The organism is Neobacillus novalis NBRC 102450 (assembly GCF_001591805.1).
GTDB classification, from domain to species: domain Bacteria; phylum Bacillota; class Bacilli; order Bacillales; family Cytobacillaceae; genus Neobacillus; species Neobacillus novalis.
Map to the genome: position 1 here is coordinate 172724 of NZ_BCVP01000012.1, position 15683 is coordinate 188406.

Below are 15683 nucleotides of genomic sequence, written 5' to 3' on the forward strand. Positions count from 1 at the left end.
TCACCTTAATTCATTAATTTAAAATATAATTGTTCATATTGTTCTACAATTTTAGCGGCATTGAAGGTTGTTTTAACCGTTTCCACTGATAGTTTGGAAAACTGCCGATGAAGATGTTGATCATTTAACAGCGTAATTGCTTTATTTGAAATCTCTTCTATGTCTCCTACTTCACAAATAAATCCTGTTTCTCCGTGCAAAATGACTTCTGGGATTCCACCAACATTTGTCCCAATACACGGCACGCCACAGGCCATTGCCTCTAAAGCCACCAGCCCAAAGCTTTCCTTTTCAGAAAGTAACAGCATCAAATCACTGATGGAATATAATTCCTCAAGATTCTCTTGTTTTCCAAGGAAAAGGACCTGGTCCTCTAACCCAAGCTGCCTTACCAGTTTACAAACTAAAGTCATTTCAGGTCCGTCGCCAACTAACAACAATTTTGCCGGCATTGTGGCGGAAATCTTCGCGAAGGTTTTCACTACATCCTGTACACGTTTGACAGCCCGAAAATTTGAGACATGGATGATCACTTTCTCTTCTTCTTTAATCGCGTATTCTCCCTTTAGTGTACTAGCATCCCTTTTATGGTAGATTCGCTCATCAATAAAATTATAGACAGTTTCAATTTGCTGATCCGGATTAATCAGCTCATAGGTTTGCTCAACCAATGCCTTGGAAACAGCGGTCACAACATCGGATTTTTCGATACCGAATTTAATCGCATCTGTTAATGATGGATCATACCCTAATACTGTTATGTCTGTACCATGTAGTGTCGTGACAATTTTTATATCTCTGTGACTCATTTGCTTCGCTAATATCGCACATACTGCGTGGGGAATGGCGTAATGAACATGGAGCAAATCTAATTTCTCCCGATTTGCTACCTCAGCCATTTTACTCGCTAGGGCAATATCATAGGGTGCATATTGAAAAACAGAATATTGATTGACTTCGACCTGATGATAATAAATGTTATGGTACATTTTATTAAGCCTGAAAGGAATACTTGAAGAGATAAAGTGAATCTCATGGCCCTTTTCTGCCAGCATTTTCCCAAGCTCAGCGGCTACTACCCCTGATCCACCCACGGTTGGATAGCAAGTAATTCCAATTTTTAGTTTCCTCATATTTCAATCTCCCATCAAATCTCGGTTTACAAGGATTGGCACCTTTGTTTTAAAGCCTTCTGCATAGGTAACGCCAACCAATTTACCAAACATTCTTTCCCTTGCTTCAACTGTTTCAATATAGCCATTAACGAGCGGCGTATTGAAGCTTTGGTCTGTTTGTTCAAATTGGCTTTTATATGCCCTTAATGCTTCCAGCTTTTTGTCGATAAACATTGTGACATCCGTGGTAAAATCCGGTTTATGGAAACCATTTATCATATAAAAATACAGTTTTTCTACACGGTGGGGTTCGGTTCCTTCTTCTGTGTGATAGTTCTTAATCCCAGCTGAAAAAACCGCCTCCTCAACAAGACGGGCACAATTCCCATGGTCAGGGTGGCGGTCCTCAAAATAGGGAGCAAAGACAACTTGTGGTTTGTATGTTCGAATGATACCGGCAATCTTCTTTATGTATTCATCATTTAAGAATAAACCCCTATCTGGAAATGCCAGCGAAGTCCGTAAGCAAACACCTAAAATTTCAGCTGCAAGGCTCGCTTCCACTTTTCTTAACGTGACATTCCCATTGGAGGAAAGCTCAGCATCTGTTAAATCACAAATACCGATACGTTTCCCTTCAGAAGCCAGTTTTGCTATCGTACCTGCCATGCCAATTTCCACATCATCAGCATGGGCACCGAAAGCAAGAATATGTAACGATTTATCTTCCATTTTCCTCACCATTTTCTTTAACGATATTTCTCCAATCGATTAAGCCCAGCTCTAAACCTCTAATTAATAATTCAGCCGTACCCATATTGGTCGCAAGTGGAATAGAATATACATCACAAAGTCTGACTAGTGCGGTCACATCCGGTTCATGAGGCTGAGCTGTCAATGGATCGCGGAAGAAGAAAATCGCATCCATTTGATTTTGGGCAATCCTTGCACCAATCTGCTGATCACCGCCAAGCGGTCCGGATTGATAGCGGGTTATCGACAGCCCCGTCGCTTCATTAATTCTTAAGCCGGTTGTGCCCGTTGCAAACAAGGTATGTTTCTTAAATATTTCCTGATAGGCTGTTACAAATTGGACGAGGTCATTTTTCTTTTCATCATGGGCGATTAAGGCTATATTCATTATTTTGACTCCTAGTCTAAAATATTTTCAAGTCCATAAACAAAATTATTTTGCTTCATTACTGTTTCGACAGCTACTTTCACGCCCGACATGAAGGAGGCACGATTGTAGGAATCATGACGAATGGTTAATGTCTGACCATCAGAGCCAAATAAAACCTGCTGATGGGCGATGAGACCCGGCAAGCGGACTGAATGAATATGCATCCCATCATAATCCGCCCCTCTTGCGCCTGTTAACGTTTCTTTTTCATTGGGGTGACCTTGTTTTTTGGTTTCTCTGACGGCTGAAATCATCTCTGCTGTTTTTACTGCGGTCCCGGATGGGGCATCTAGTTTTTGGTCATGGTGCATTTCGATAATTTCAACATCATGAAAATATTTTGCAGCCAGCTGCGAAAATTTCATCATCAGCACGGCCCCGATTGCAAAGTTTGGCGCAATGATACAGCCTAATTCTTTTTCGCGGCAGATAGCTTCCAATTCCGCTAAATTCTCTTTTGTAAAGCCAGTTGTGCCAACAACTGGACGAACATTATGTTCCAGTGCTGTTTTGGCATGGTACATGCCTACTTCGGGTGTGGTTAAATCTATTAATACGTCTGCTTCTACCTCTTGCACGCATTTTTCAATATCAGTATAGATTGGGACATTTGAAATAGATTGAAACCCTGCTACATCACTTAACATCATGCCATCATACTTGTGATCAAGGACAGCCGCCAGTTCAAAATGATTTGTAGTAGTCACCAGCTTTACAGCTTCAGTCCCCATCCGGCCACGCGGACCGGCAATGATAATCTTTATTTTATTCATTGTCTTCACTCCTGCTTTCCTGCTCAATTCTTGTCCAACGGTCTGAATCTCTTGTTTTAAATTTATCCATGACATAATTATGGGCATCTTCCAAGTCAATCTTTAAGGCATTAGCCATGCAAATGAGAACAAACAGAAGGTCGCCAACTTCTTCTTCAATGGCTTTTTCGGTTTCACTGGTTTTCTTCGGTTTTTCACCGTAATAATGGTTTACTTCTCTCGCTAACTCTCCTAATTCTTCGGTTAATCTTGCGAGCATTGCTAGCGGACTAAAATAGCCTTCTTTAAATTGGCCTATGTAGGTATCGACTTCTGCCTGAAGATCATTCATCGTCTTATGTACTGCCATTTTCAAAAACACCTCATTTCTTCTATTAGCAACTATCACATTCATTATGTTATTTATTCATGTTTATGTTAGCTAAAATGGGGTTGATTTACAAATGTTTTTGTTTTTATCGGCTCTTTTTCTCTTCTCATTGCTCTAACGCTATTAATTCGCTATAATAAAAACCGCCACAAAAGAGAAATATATGGTAGAGGAGGACTGTTTATGGTATTTGGCCTTAAAATTAAGAATATTCTATTTATCCTGCTTGGTGCGGCCATCATGTCGTTCGGTCTAGTCAATTTTAATATGCAGAATAAGCTGGCTGAAGGCGGGTTCACAGGAATTACCTTGATTTTTTATTTCAAGCTCCATTGGGATCCTTCTTATACAAACTTGCTTCTTAATATTCCTTTATTTTTTATCGGCTGGAAGTTATTAGGACGGAACTCCTTCTTATATACCATATTAGGAACAGTTGGGGTTTCTATTTTTTTATGGATATTTCAGCGCTATTCAATCGATATGCCGCTGCAAAGCGATTTAACCTTAGCTGCTTTATTTGCTGGTGTCTTCACGGGGATTGGCTTAGGGATCATCTTTCGTTTCGGTGGGACAACAGGCGGGGTAGATATTATTGCAAGGCTCGTCCAAAAGTATGCAGGTTGGAATATGGGCAAAACGATGTTCATCTTTGATGCCTGTGTTATTGCCCTTTCGCTGCTTACATACTTGAATTATAAACAAGCTATGTATACACTTGTCGCTGTTTTCGTCGGTGCAAGGGTGATTGATTTCATGCAGGAAGGTGCATACTCTGCCCGGGGCGCGATGATTATTTCTGAGAAAAATGAACAAATTGCCGCAAAAATTATGGATGAAATGGAACGCGGGGTTACCGCATTAAGAGGATATGGGTCCTATACAAAAAGTGACCGTGAAGTTTTGTATTGCGTTGTCGCTAAAAACGAAATTATGCGTTTGAAAAATTTAATTACCTCCGTAGATCCGCATGCATTTATATCGATTTCTGTTGTCCATGATGTCCACGGAGAAGGCTTTACACTTGACGAAAACAAAATGCCAATTGGAAATTAAAAAAGCGCAAGCGTCCTGGTCAGCGGCGCTTGCGCTTTTCATATCAATCCTTGTGATCTCTTGAGCGGTCTTTTTTCCATCCTTTGTCTCCTTGGTACTTGCGCCAGCCGACATAGGATAATGTCATGATAATAATGCTTCCTGTTGAGATAATAACCCACCACAGTGAAGGATCTGCATCATCTTCTGCCATATTGGCAAAAAGATTTTTTAAGTCGGTATCGAGGGCTTCCAGCTGCTGCTGGCTTTTTGCATTATTGACAACCTGCGAACGATATTCGTTAACAAAATCAATCCGTGCATCGAGCCTTTGAATCGTTTCTGCAGGTACATCTATTTTCATACTCGGATAAATGACATTGTATAAGGATAAAAAGCTATTGAAATTTGAATGAAATTGGGCGGTATCACCATTAATCGCTGCTTCCTTCGCCTGATGAAAGGTGGTCATCACTTGCTCTTCCATTTCTGTCCATAAGGGTTGATGACTTGTCGCGATAGCATCGATTACAAGCCGGAATTTAGTTAATTTATTTATTCTTTCCTCGTATTTCATGTTGGGACTAACCGCTGCTTCCATCGCTTCATCATGCGAGGTGTGAACAATTCTTACTTCATCAACAGATAAGGGCTTTGCAATACCAGAAAAACTCGTGAACTGGTCAGAAAAATAATCAAGCATTTTTTTAGCATCTTCATATCTATGAAACTTCACCATTTGGAGAGCTTCATCAGAAATATCATCGAGCCGCTCCATCGGCGATTGCTGTTCGGCTGATGCAGTTATGGGAGTGACCATAATAATAATTGCAAATAAAATTAACCAATTGATTTTCAACAATCCTTGTCCCCCCTTTCATTACTAATAAAATGTATGTAGGGGTGGACAAGGTTAGACCACTAATTAGAGAAACAGACTTATTTTATTTCAAGTTTAAATCGATTGGGACGGATCGAGAAATAGTAAGCAAGTCCAATTGAAAGAATAGACAGCCAAAACGTGAAATAGCCTATTTGTGGTATATAATCATCAAGCATATGGTAACTTGGCAGCATGAAAAAGACGTAATCAATCACATCATTATGCAGCGTCCAGATTGCCGTTACGATTAAATGCCACCATTTAAATCGGTAAAACGGTGCATACAATAACCCTTGGACAGCCATTGCAAAATGGGAGAAAATCAACATACAGCCAATCCAGTCAAGCTCCCCATTAACAAAATAAACAAGGATATTCATGACAACTGCCCATATTCCATATTTAAAAAGTGTTACTATCGCAAGTGCTTCGATTAAGGGCCAGTTTTTCCCCAGTAGAAAGGCAATCAGGACGAAAACGAAAAATAAACTTGCTGTCGGACTGTCGGGAACAAATGGGAGAAAAATGGCTGGTGTTTCTTTAAGCTGCCACCCATACCAATAATATCCGTAGGCAGTACCGGCAATATTGACAATGAGTAAAAGGCCGAGAATAGACCTATTTGCCAAGAGAGGATAAATAAAGCGCACAAATACTCCCCATTTCAATAAAAAAGCTGACGATTCCCGTCAGCTTTTTATCATTTAATTATTTTTTACCTATTTCTGCGATAAATTCAGATAGCTTTTTAAGCTGTTCGTCATTACCTTTAAAAATCCCTGCAGGCATTGTACCACCTGGGCCTTTTTTACCTTCTACAGCAATTTTTGCTACTTCTTCAGCTGATAAGCCAGTACCAATTAATGTTGGTGCTCCGGCGCCGCCTTGAAAATTATCACCGTGACAGGTAATACAAGCATTTTCATTTGCGATTTTGTAGCCATCACTGGTTTTATCAAAATCAACCTTTGCAACAATTTTACCTTGACGCTCAGCCTGTGCCCAATCATGTGTTGAAACAGATTGCCATGTTAGAAAAACAATGGAAGCTATTGCCAGTAACATAAATCCGGTTGCAAACGGACGCTTCATTGGACGGCGTTCCGGTCCACGATCAAGGAATGGAGCTAATAATAAGCCCCCAAATGCAAGACCAGGCATAACCATTGCACCGATTACAGTATATGGACCAGATGCAAATGAATATTTCAGTAATTGATACAAGAACAAGAAATACCAGTCTGGTAATGGAATATAACCTGTATCAGTAGGATCCGCTATCCTTTCAAGCGGGGCCGGGTGAGCAATTGTTAAACATAAATAGCCAACCAGAAATACTGCTCCTATCATCCATTCTTTCAAAAGGAAATTAGGCCAGAAAGCTTCTGTTTTGCCAGGGTATTCTGAATAATCTTTAGGAAGCATCGTCTTCCGTGATTCAGGTGCTACCACACGTGAGTCACCTACGAACTTCATACCTTTACCGCGATGCATCGAGCAATCCCCTCCTTTTTCCGTCGAGATTTGAAACTTTCATTGAAAACCGATTTTAAAGCGGTCCGGAAATGCCCTGTTTTCGAATCATAATGAAGTGAGCTCCCATAAGTCCGAGCAATGCTCCAGGCAGGAAGAACACATGGATTGCAAAGAAACGGGTTAATGTTTGGGCACCAACAATATGTTCATGACCTGCTAATAATACTTTAACATAGGAACCAATGAACGGTGTGGCCTCAGCAATTTGCAGACCAACTTTTGTAGCGAACAACGCTTTCATATCCCAAGGTAATAAGTAACCTGTAAAACCTAAACCAAGCATGACGAAGAAAATAAGTACTCCGACAACCCAGTTCAACTCACGAGGCTTTTTATAAGCACCCTGGAAGAAGACGCGTAATGTATGTAAAAACATCATAACAAGCACTAAACTTGCACCCCAGTGATGCATACCACGTACAATTTGTCCAAAAGCAACTTCATTTTGCAGATAATATACAGATTCCCATGCGTTTTTAATATCCGGCACATAGTACATCGTTAAAAACATACCGGAAAGAATTTGAATGACCGTTACGAAGAATGTCAGACCGCCAAAGCAGTATACAAACGCCGAAAAGTGATGCGCTGGATTAACATGCTCAGGTACTTCATGGTCTGCGATATCGCGCCACAAAGGCGTAATATCTAAACGTTCATCGACCCAATCGTAAATTTTGTTTAACAATGATTACGCCTCCTTCCGTGGTTTAGCTTTTCCTAAGTAAAGGTAACCATCTTTTTCTTTGTATGGATATACATCTAGCGGTGCTAACGGTGGTGTATTTGGAACATTTGTACCGTCTTTTGTATAGCGGCCATAGTGACATGGACAAAAGAATTGATCTGGATGTTCTTTATCCGTATTCCAGTTAACCGTACAGCCTAAGTGTTTACATACAGGTGATAGTGCAATAATTTTTCCATTATCATCCTTATAGACCCAAGCAGTTTCCGTAACTTCAGACTCATACCAGGCATCCTTTTGCTTAAATTTAAAGTCTACACGAACAGGCTCTTTAGTTATTTCCGACACCTTTTTCGGAGTAGGAATAAAATCTCCACCGGCTTCCGCCTTTAAAACAGGATCCACTGCAAATCGGACCATAGGCATTAACATCCCCGCAGCCATAAAGCCGCCCACACCTGTTAAAGTATAACTTAAAAATTGTCTTCTTGAAACGCGTTCTTTACTCATGCTTATCCCCCCCTCTATTCACGAAGTTAAGTCCAGCGGACAATTATTAAACACATATAAAACTAGGACATAACAATGATATATCAATCTACAGGCAAGGTCAATATCATACTATTTTAAAAACATATAATCTGAATAGTTTTACCCTTTTTCCTGCCATTTTTGCGTAAAGAGAATTAAAAGCTGTTTTACTTGGCTATTAATTATTTCCACCTTTTGGGATTCAGTCATCTGCTCCAGCAGAAGCGATGGAAGCCAAATTAATGCCCCGCCTAATTTCTCCTCATGTGCTTTCCATTCTATATCGGATGTTAGGTAAAATATGTGTTTAAAATCACCTTTTACGATATTTTTCTCCCAGTTCTGTAAATCATTCAAGACTTTTTCGCTATTTTCATTTTTTAAATATGTAAATGGAGGAAATAATAATAATCTCCCGGTAAACTGCCTTTCTAACTGGCTTGTTAACAGCGTAATAAATTCCGCAGCCGCGGCTGACTGCTTCATTTCACCCCCAAACGAAATTGAATAGATGGGAATAACAGCCGTATCTACATACTCCTTGGCATTTAAATAAGTGTCAATATCTTGTGGTATCCATTTCATTTTTCGCACCTGCCTTTTTGCTTCACTATTCCTATAATACCATTATCTCCTATAACTTTAAAAAGAAAATGTAAAGTTTTAAAAAAACAAAAGGAAGGATGCTTATCGCAAACTTCCTTTTTGTTCTGCCATTGCTAGTTTATTTAATTTTTCAGTCAGCATTCGAAATGCCTTACGATCTTGGTTATCAAGTGCTTCATCAATTAATTGCAGCAGCTGTTCACGTTGAAAGCGTTCAATACTATGCTGTAACAATTGTTCTGCAATGATTCCATCCTTTTCATTCACTTGCAGATGTTTTGGGACAAAGGGGTTTTCCTCAAGCACCGCTGCATATTGATGTGCCTGATTTGAAGCATGGAAGTTTAATTGAATAAAAATATCCTCGTCGCGGTTAAGCCGAATATCATGGAAAGATTTTTCAGCATCCGTTGTCATCACATTTTCTTTATAAAAACGGAATGGCACTTTATCCACACAATGTGTCGACATAATCAAACCACGCGGACAGTACTGTGCTTGCTCAACAAAATGAACCTTTTCCATTAGGAGATCGTGACTCATTAAATAGTTGAGAATCCAAACACATTCTCTTCTTTTTAATTGATAATGATTTAAAAACCAGCGAATAAAGTCCTTCTTCTCGTTGACAGAAACAGGGGTTGCCATGAAAGTTTCCCTCCTCTGCATAATCAGCTTTTTTAGTCCTTTACATCGATAAGACGTTCAAGCATTTCCATATACTCAGCATTTGTTGGATCCTCAATTAGCAGCTGTTTAAAAATTTCGGCGGCTCGGTCAGTTTTTCCTTCCTCAATTAGAAAATATCCGTAATCAAGCAAGAATGCTTCATTATTCTTAAAAAAAGTATATGCACTTTCATATTTGTCTAATGCGTATGAGTATTCCTCTAATTTTTGAAAGCTAAGCGCAGAATCCCATAAAAGCTGGGGCTCCTCATCTTCAATAATGTCAAGCTGAGAAATTAACTCGAGGACATCCTCATATCTTTCCTTTTGAAAAAAGAGTTTATTTAACATAAGCGCTGCTTCAGTGAATCCCGGATCTAAGGCCAGTGACTCCCGGAAGTATTGCTCGGCATCCGCCTCTTTTCCGAGTTTTAGCGCTGTTTTCCCACCATAGAAAAATAATTCTTTATTAAATTCATCCTGTTTTAAACCTTCTTGAATCGCGTTTAAACTATTTTCCAGCTCTTCTTCTCGTTCGTATCCGATAGCAAGATGTAAATAGAGGGAATGATATTCTGGATCAAGTGCTTTTAATTCATTGAATTTTTCAATGGCAGTTCGATTATAGCCTGCCTGCAGCGCTGTAAATGCGTAGCCGAATAATGTGTTAATCTCTAATTTTCCATCCAGCGCCTTATCATAATAAGCCAGCGCTTCCTCAAAAGCCCCAGATCCGCTTAAAAGGTCTGCCATCCGCCCATGTATATTAATGCCGGCCATTTCGTTTTCTTCTGTTAAAACCGTTTCATAGGCGTTCCTCGCCTTGGCAATTTCACCAAGTTCTCCGTAAAGCTCCCCTAAAGCAAAATCTATTATGATTTCATTTGGCAGTATTTTTTTTGCCTTCAGTAATTTTCTTTCACACACTTCATAAAGTCCTTGGAGTTGATAAAGGTCTGCTAACAGTAATAATGACTGTGCAAAATTAGCATCTTGTTCTGAAATTCTTTCCAGGACAAGAATCGCCTCTTCCTCTTCTCCGGCTTCCACTAATATTTCACCCAGCAGGACCAGAAGTTCGCCTTCTTCAGGGTAAATTTCCAGGAGGCTTTCAATTAGTATCTTTGCTTCATCTAAAAATCCATACTGGTACAATTCTTCTCCCAGGAGAAATTTTTCCTCGGGCAGACCGCTTTTTAATATAAGATTATATTCATCTAAGGCTTCTTTATGTTGGCCCTGCTCTAACATATTAATAATTTTATTTACTCTCTCCATTGGCTTTAACCTCTTTTCCCCCTTTATTTACAAAGAAAAATAAGATGGGGTTCGCACCTTTAGATGTTCTCCATATCCTGGTTTAAATAAAACCTTTGCCCCTGTCCGGACAATTTTTCCTTTGTGAACTGTAACTACAAGTCTATCACCATGATAATGAAATAATTTGACTTCATCAACATTATTGATTTCTCTTCCTTTTAAATATAAGTTATAGCTCAATTCAGTTCCGTGCATCAGGCTCGCTCGTTGCGGAAATAAACCTACTTTATTTAATACAGTGGCAGGCAATGGCTGGTTTTCTTCTATTTCCTCATAAATTGCCGGAATTTTTTCTTTTACCATTATACCTTTCCATTTCGACAAAACGGCCCTCGCTTCCTTCTTCTGCGAAGAAGAAATTTTTGGAATCAAGGGGCTGTTGAACGGGAATATCGCTTCCCTTATCCATCCCCATGGCACATTTTCCAATTGACCTGGATCTTCTAGTTCGATAAAAATGGCTGGGATTTTTTCTTTCTTACAAATTCTCATTAGACTAGGCGTAATTAGGCGTACTGGGATTCTTATCCCGATGATAAAGTCAACAGGACATCCCACCAGCGCTGTTTTCATTTCCTTGAATTTTTCTGTTAATTCATTTTCGTAGGAAACATCAACATATGTAAACAAGGTTGTACATCCTTTCAGCAAAAATTGGTCAATTAAATAATTTTTCAATTCCGGAAAGGATTCTTTATACGGAATTTTGGAATTAAAAAGGACAAAAGACGGGGTCATAATATAGGGTTCAACATTCATTTTCATCACTCGATAATGATTAAAAGAAGTTTGAATCTTGATTATTCGATTTTCTGAAATTAACAGTGAAGAAGTCGTTAATTGCTTGTCCTTAAGAATGTTGGCATTTTCAATGATATACATCGTCTTACCCCCCTATACTTCTTAAAGACAAGCTATGCACTAATTTCATAAACTATGACTTTGTGGTGTAGTAAAAAAGTAAAAGCTGCACATATAGCAGCTTTTACTTAGCAAGGTAATTAATGTGTTTAAAAAAATTCGGGTAGGAAACGGAGATGGCTTCAGGATTCTCCAGGATAACCTCTTCATCACATAGAAGGGCAGCGATGGCAAGCATCATCCCTATCCGATGATCACCATGACTTGAAACAGTTCCGCCTTTGAGTTGCGATTGTCCCTGGATAATCATCCCGTCATCCGTTGCCTCAATCGAAGCCCCTAATTTACTCAATTCTTTGACAACGGTATCGATTCGATTGGTTTCCTTTACCTTTAATTCTTCCGCATTTTTAATGATTGTCTTTCCTTCAGCTTGCGTTGCCAGTAAGGCAATGATCGGGATCTCATCTATGAGTTTTGGAATTAAATCTCCTTCAACAACAGTTCCCTTTAGTGCGGAGGTTTTAATAATGAGGTCTCCAAATGGTTCAAATGAGCTGTCATCCTTTTGAACTATTTGTAAATCAGCACCCATTTTCTTCATGACCTCAATAATTCCTGTTCGGGTAGGATTTAAGCCCACATTTTTCAAAACAATTTCACTGTTAGGAACAATGGCTCCGGCGACAAGAAAAAAGGCAGCTGATGAAATATCACCAGGTACATGGATCGTGGCAGCATTTAACTTTTGTCCGCCTTTAACAGTAATCAATTGGTTATCCCTAGTGATTTCACCGCCGAATTTACGAATCATTCTTTCGGTATGATCCCGGGTTTCTGCTGGCTCGTGGATGGTACTTACCCCATCAGCTTGCAGTCCCGCTAGGAGTATCGCTGACTTCACCTGGGCACTAGCTACAGGCAGTTGATAGTTAATCGGTGTTAATCGCTTGCCACGGAGAGAGATGGGCGTATAGGCACCATTTTTTCTTCCATCCATTTTAGCACCCATATTGGTTAAAGGGACCGTGACCCTGGTCATTGGCCTTTTTCCGATTGAGTCATCGCCAACTACTGTGGAAAAAAATGGTCTTCCCGCAAGTATCCCCATTAATAAACGAATGGTTGTTCCGGAATTGCCAACGTCCAAAACTTCATCAGGTTCTATTAATCCCTCAAATCCATTACCATATATGCGAAGCTCATTATCGTCTTCCTCGATGGTAACCCCAAGCTTACGAAAACATGATATCGTACTATAACAATCATCACCGGGAAGGAAATTAGTTACCCTCGTTTCACCATAGGCAATCGAACCAAACATGACGGATCTGTGCGAGATCGATTTATCTCCCGGAATGGTTAGCTCACCAAATAACCGATTTATGTTTGTCTTAAGTTTTAATGACGTCATAAAAAATCACCTTTTTTAAAATCATTTTATGAACCAATAGATGTGGCATAGCTGGAATAAGTATCAATACAGCGTTCTGCCCGCTGCCGATCCTCTTCCGTTTGAAAACTAATAACCAAAACTCCATTTATATCTTCTCTAGTTTCTAAGATGCGAATATTGGTGATGCTGATTTTTTCTTTTGCTAAATATCCTGTTATTTCAGAAATCACGCCCGGATAATCGGGAATATCAACAAACAAATCATAAAAGGCAGGGATAGCTCCCTTTTCTTTCATGGGCAGACCGTCACGAAAATGTTTTGCCTGGTTAAAATAATCAAAGATTGCCGCACTATTTTCATTTTCCAGCAGGATTTTAACACCCTTCATTTCTTCCTGCCATTGATTTAGCAGCTCGATTAATATCTCACGGTTGTGCAGCAAAATATCCTTCCACATTTCCGGACTACTTGAGGCAATTCGAGTAATATCCCTAAATCCCCCGGCAGCCAGGCGTGGGATGAGACTTTCCGCTTCGGAAAGTTTTTCTGTCTGCCGAACGATGGAGGCAGCAATGATATGCGGGAAATGACTGACAATCCCAGTAAGATAATCATGATTTTCAGGCGTAATCGTCAAAAACTTTGCATTTGTCCCCAGTAACCAGCCTCTTAATCTCTCTACTTTCGTTGTTTCAATATGTTCTTCTGGAGTTAATAAATAAAAGGCATTTTCAAATAATATTTCTTTTGCAGCTGAAACCCCACTTTTATGTGAACCAGCCATTGGGTGACCGCCGATAAAAGTGATTCCCCGTTCCTTCAAGCTGGAGGTACTTTCGACTATTTTCCGTTTAGTACTGCCTGTATCGGTAATAATTACGTCTGGATGTAGGGGCATTTTAGCCAGCATCTGAAGAATTTCTTTCGTTTCGTTTACAGGTGCGGCAATAATGATTAAATTGGCATCGATTGCACCATCCTCAATGGTTTCCGCTATCTCATCGATGACACCAAGCATTTTTGCCAGTCTAGACTGTTCTTTATTAATATCAAATCCAACAATCGTAGCTTCGTTATGTTCCTTCTTGATACATAATGCTAAGGAACCGCCGATTAATCCTAAGCCAATTACAATAACACGGCCTTTCAAGTTATTTCCCCCTAAGTAACAATAATCTGATGCTCTTGTTAGTTTTCTTTTAGAAACTCGCTTAATGCTTTAAGCACACCTTCATTTTGTTCATAGGATCCCACGGTAATTCTCACAGCGGTTGGGAAACCAAGCGCTTTACCGGAGCGGACAATATAGCCTTTCTCCTGTAAAAATTGAAAAACCTCATCCCCATCAACTTTCATATCAATTAAAATAAAATTAGTTTGTGATGGATAATAGTCCAATTGGTTTTGTTCACAAAAATCGTAAATTTGTGATAGACCCTGTCTGTTTTTCTCCTTACATACTTCGACAAATTTCTGATCCTTGATTGCTGCACTTGCTCCCAGCTGCGCTAATGAATTAACATTAAAAGGTTCTCTTGCAGGCTCTAGTGCTTTTATGATAGCTCTATTTGCGACCCCATATCCGACTCTTAAGGCAGCCATTCCATATATTTTCGAAAAGGTTCTAAGAACAATTAAATTTTCATACTTCCGTGTTAACTCGATGGAATCATAATAATCTTCAGCTACTACATATTCATAGTAAGCTTCATCGAGAACGACAAGGATATGCCGAGGAACCATATCTAAAAACGGAATTAAATTATTTTCCGGAATATATGTACCAGTTGGGTTATTAGGGCTGCAGATCCAAATAACATTTGTCTGTTCATCTATAGCCGCTAGCATTGCCTCCAAATCATGTTCACCATTTATAAGAGGCAATTCCTTAACGACTGCGCCTTCGATGACGGCGTTGTGTTTGTATTGCGAAAATGTTGGAGTGGCCATAATCGTACTTGCATTAGGATGCAGCAGCGATCTTGAAATAATTTGGATAATGTTATCTGAGCCATTCCCTAAAATAAGTTCTTCCTCATCAACATTCAAAAATTCAGAAAGCTTCTCTCTTAAGTGAGTGGCATAGCCGTCAGGATAAATAGCCAAACCTGAAAGGTTTGTTTGCAGGACCTCAAGTACCCCGGGTGAACAGCCAAACGGGTTTTCATTGGAGGCAAGCTTGACAATTTTCTCCAGATTAAATTGCTTTTTAACAGCATCAATTGACTTTCCCGGCTGATACGGTGTAAGTGTCAATAATTGCTCTTTCCATCTCATTTTCTCCACCCCTTCAATATTTCTTAACCAAAATTAAAAAGAGATCCCTTTTACTATGGCAAACTATTACCTAAGTCTGGTCTTAGTACCTTAGCTCCTTTTAAATAAACATGAATAATTTCTTCTTGAGAGAGATCGGTATTCACATGTATCATAATTCTGACACACATGTTCAACGAAAGAGGAACCTGCATTTCCCGCATGCACATGACTGGTACATAAGTCCAGCCCTGAAATGACCGCAATGCTTTGGCCGGGAAGGCGGCATTAATATCTTCAGTAGTTGAGATAAATACGGATGCAACCGAATCAGGTTTTATCTGATTGACTTCAATTAATTTTGCCAGAAGCTCTTTAGTAGCAAGAATAATCGCTTCCTCTGTATCGCTGTTAACCGTCGTTGCTCCCCTCACCCCTCTGATCATAAGAAAAATCCCCCT

Annotated in this window: 19 protein-coding genes; 1 reads left to right on the forward strand and 18 read right to left on the reverse strand. The window is 39.6% G+C overall.

Annotated elements, in window-relative coordinates:
- Nucleotides 1-5 precede the first annotated feature (5 nt).
- Genes bshA through BANVL01_RS11175 form a run of 5 tightly spaced genes read right to left on the reverse strand, consistent with a single transcriptional unit; the run spans nt 6 to nt 3420 of the window.
- Nucleotides 6-1133: an N-acetyl-alpha-D-glucosaminyl L-malate synthase BshA gene (bshA, locus tag BANVL01_RS11155; protein WP_066089240.1), complete on the reverse strand. Its 1128-nt coding sequence runs from the start codon at nt 1131-1133 to the stop codon at nt 6-8.
- Between the two features lie 3 nt (nt 1134-1136).
- Nucleotides 1137-1847 (reverse strand): bacillithiol biosynthesis deacetylase BshB1, encoded by a 711-nt coding sequence (gene bshB1, locus BANVL01_RS11160; protein WP_066089243.1) that lies wholly within the window; start codon nt 1845-1847, stop codon nt 1137-1139.
- Complete coding sequence (gene mgsA, locus BANVL01_RS11165) at nt 1837-2256, reverse strand: methylglyoxal synthase (RefSeq protein ID WP_066089246.1); 420 nt, start codon at nt 2254-2256, stop codon at nt 1837-1839. The genes bshB1 and mgsA overlap by 11 nt, the downstream gene beginning before the upstream one ends.
- An 11-nt stretch (nt 2257-2267) precedes the next feature.
- The gene (gene dapB / locus BANVL01_RS11170) at nt 2268-3071 is read right to left on the reverse strand and encodes a 4-hydroxy-tetrahydrodipicolinate reductase (RefSeq protein ID WP_066089249.1); all 804 of its coding nucleotides are present in this window, start codon (nt 3069-3071) and stop codon (nt 2268-2270) included.
- Nucleotides 3064-3420 carry a nucleotide pyrophosphohydrolase gene (locus BANVL01_RS11175; protein ID WP_082804954.1) on the reverse strand — a complete coding sequence of 119 codons (357 nt, stop codon included), beginning with the start codon at nt 3418-3420 and terminating at the stop codon, nt 3064-3066. Before BANVL01_RS11175 ends, dapB begins: the two co-directional genes overlap by 8 nt.
- 204 nt (nt 3421-3624) lie before the next feature.
- Between BANVL01_RS11175 and BANVL01_RS11180 the strand changes: the two genes are divergently transcribed.
- Nucleotides 3625-4497, forward strand: coding sequence for a YitT family protein (locus BANVL01_RS11180; protein WP_066089256.1), 873 nt, complete (start codon nt 3625-3627; stop codon nt 4495-4497).
- Between the two features lie 43 nt (nt 4498-4540).
- Here the strand turns inward: BANVL01_RS11180 and ypjB are convergent, their stop codons facing one another.
- The 13 genes from ypjB to aroH form a co-directional block, all read right to left on the reverse strand.
- Entirely contained in the window at nt 4541-5338 is a 798-nt protein-coding gene (ypjB, locus tag BANVL01_RS11185) for a sporulation protein YpjB (protein ID WP_342342318.1), read from the reverse strand.
- Between the two features lie 77 nt (nt 5339-5415).
- Entirely contained in the window at nt 5416-6009 is a 594-nt protein-coding gene (lhaT, locus tag BANVL01_RS11190; RefSeq protein WP_066089260.1) for a lipoprotein heptaprenylglyceryl N-acetyltransferase LhaT, read from the reverse strand.
- Nucleotides 6010-6067: 58 nt separating this feature from the next.
- Nucleotides 6068-6853: a menaquinol-cytochrome c reductase cytochrome b/c subunit gene (locus BANVL01_RS11195; protein ID WP_066089263.1), complete on the reverse strand. Its 786-nt coding sequence runs from the start codon at nt 6851-6853 to the stop codon at nt 6068-6070.
- 55 nt (nt 6854-6908) lie between these two features.
- Nucleotides 6909-7583, reverse strand: coding sequence for a menaquinol-cytochrome c reductase cytochrome b subunit (gene qcrB, locus BANVL01_RS11200; RefSeq protein ID WP_066089267.1), 675 nt, complete (start codon nt 7581-7583; stop codon nt 6909-6911).
- A 3-nt stretch (nt 7584-7586) separates the two neighbouring features.
- Nucleotides 7587-8093 (reverse strand): QcrA and Rieske domain-containing protein, encoded by a 507-nt coding sequence (locus BANVL01_RS11205; protein ID WP_066089270.1) that lies wholly within the window; start codon nt 8091-8093, stop codon nt 7587-7589.
- Between the two features lie 141 nt (nt 8094-8234).
- On the reverse strand, nt 8235-8699 hold the full coding sequence (locus tag BANVL01_RS11210) for a YpiF family protein (RefSeq protein WP_066089272.1): 465 nt from the start codon (nt 8697-8699) through the stop codon (nt 8235-8237).
- A gap of 102 nt (nt 8700-8801) precedes the next feature.
- A complete protein-coding gene (locus tag BANVL01_RS11215; RefSeq protein ID WP_066089275.1) occupies nt 8802-9368 on the reverse strand; it encodes a ReoY family proteolytic degradation factor in 567 nt (188 codons plus the stop codon).
- Between the two features lie 32 nt (nt 9369-9400).
- Nucleotides 9401-10666, reverse strand: coding sequence for a tetratricopeptide repeat protein (locus BANVL01_RS11220; protein WP_066089278.1), 1266 nt, complete (start codon nt 10664-10666; stop codon nt 9401-9403).
- Nucleotides 10667-10693: 27 nt separating this feature from the next.
- The gene (locus tag BANVL01_RS11225; RefSeq protein WP_066089281.1) at nt 10694-11590 is read right to left on the reverse strand and encodes a hypothetical protein; all 897 of its coding nucleotides are present in this window, start codon (nt 11588-11590) and stop codon (nt 10694-10696) included.
- Between the two features lie 103 nt (nt 11591-11693).
- A complete protein-coding gene (gene aroA / locus BANVL01_RS11230; RefSeq protein ID WP_066089284.1) occupies nt 11694-12983 on the reverse strand; it encodes a 3-phosphoshikimate 1-carboxyvinyltransferase in 1290 nt (429 codons plus the stop codon).
- A gap of 26 nt (nt 12984-13009) precedes the next feature.
- Nucleotides 13010-14116, reverse strand: coding sequence for a prephenate dehydrogenase (locus BANVL01_RS11235; RefSeq protein ID WP_066089287.1), 1107 nt, complete (start codon nt 14114-14116; stop codon nt 13010-13012).
- Between the two features lie 38 nt (nt 14117-14154).
- Nucleotides 14155-15243 (reverse strand): histidinol-phosphate transaminase, encoded by a 1089-nt coding sequence (gene hisC, locus BANVL01_RS11240; RefSeq protein WP_066089290.1) that lies wholly within the window; start codon nt 15241-15243, stop codon nt 14155-14157.
- A 53-nt stretch (nt 15244-15296) separates the two neighbouring features.
- On the reverse strand, nt 15297-15668 hold the full coding sequence (gene aroH / locus BANVL01_RS11245; protein ID WP_066089294.1) for a chorismate mutase: 372 nt from the start codon (nt 15666-15668) through the stop codon (nt 15297-15299).
- Nucleotides 15669-15683: the final 15 nt, after the last annotated feature.

Bases quoted from the DNA above. Each gene is read 5' to 3' on its own strand.
- hisC (WP_066089290.1), bottom strand. From the start codon at position 15,243: ATGAGATGGAAAGAGCAATTATTGACACTTACACCGTATCAGCCGGGA.
- BANVL01_RS11215 (WP_066089275.1), bottom strand. From the start codon at position 9,368: ATGGCAACCCCTGTTTCTGTCAACGAGAAGAAGGACTTTATTCGCTGG.
- dapB (WP_066089249.1), bottom strand. From the start codon at position 3,071: ATGAATAAAATAAAGATTATCATTGCCGGTCCGCGTGGCCGGATGGGG.
- bshA (WP_066089240.1), bottom strand. From the start codon at position 1,133: ATGAGGAAACTAAAAATTGGAATTACTTGCTATCCAACCGTGGGTGGA.
- mgsA (WP_066089246.1), bottom strand. From the start codon at position 2,256: ATGAATATAGCCTTAATCGCCCATGATGAAAAGAAAAATGACCTCGTC.
- bshB1 (WP_066089243.1), bottom strand. From the start codon at position 1,847: ATGGAAGATAAATCGTTACATATTCTTGCTTTCGGTGCCCATGCTGAT.
- BANVL01_RS11225 (WP_066089281.1), bottom strand. From the start codon at position 11,590: ATGTATATCATTGAAAATGCCAACATTCTTAAGGACAAGCAATTAACG.
- aroA (WP_066089284.1), bottom strand. From the start codon at position 12,983: ATGACGTCATTAAAACTTAAGACAAACATAAATCGGTTATTTGGTGAG.
- BANVL01_RS11175 (WP_082804954.1), bottom strand. From the start codon at position 3,420: ATGGCAGTACATAAGACGATGAATGATCTTCAGGCAGAAGTCGATACC.
- BANVL01_RS11205 (WP_066089270.1), bottom strand. From the start codon at position 8,093: ATGAGTAAAGAACGCGTTTCAAGAAGACAATTTTTAAGTTATACTTTA.
- aroH (WP_066089294.1), bottom strand. From the start codon at position 15,668: ATGATCAGAGGGGTGAGGGGAGCAACGACGGTTAACAGCGATACAGAG.
- BANVL01_RS11210 (WP_066089272.1), bottom strand. From the start codon at position 8,699: ATGAAATGGATACCACAAGATATTGACACTTATTTAAATGCCAAGGAG.
- BANVL01_RS11195 (WP_066089263.1), bottom strand. From the start codon at position 6,853: ATGCATCGCGGTAAAGGTATGAAGTTCGTAGGTGACTCACGTGTGGTA.
- BANVL01_RS11180 (WP_066089256.1), top strand. From the start codon at position 3,625: ATGGTATTTGGCCTTAAAATTAAGAATATTCTATTTATCCTGCTTGGT.
- BANVL01_RS11220 (WP_066089278.1), bottom strand. From the start codon at position 10,666: ATGGAGAGAGTAAATAAAATTATTAATATGTTAGAGCAGGGCCAACAT.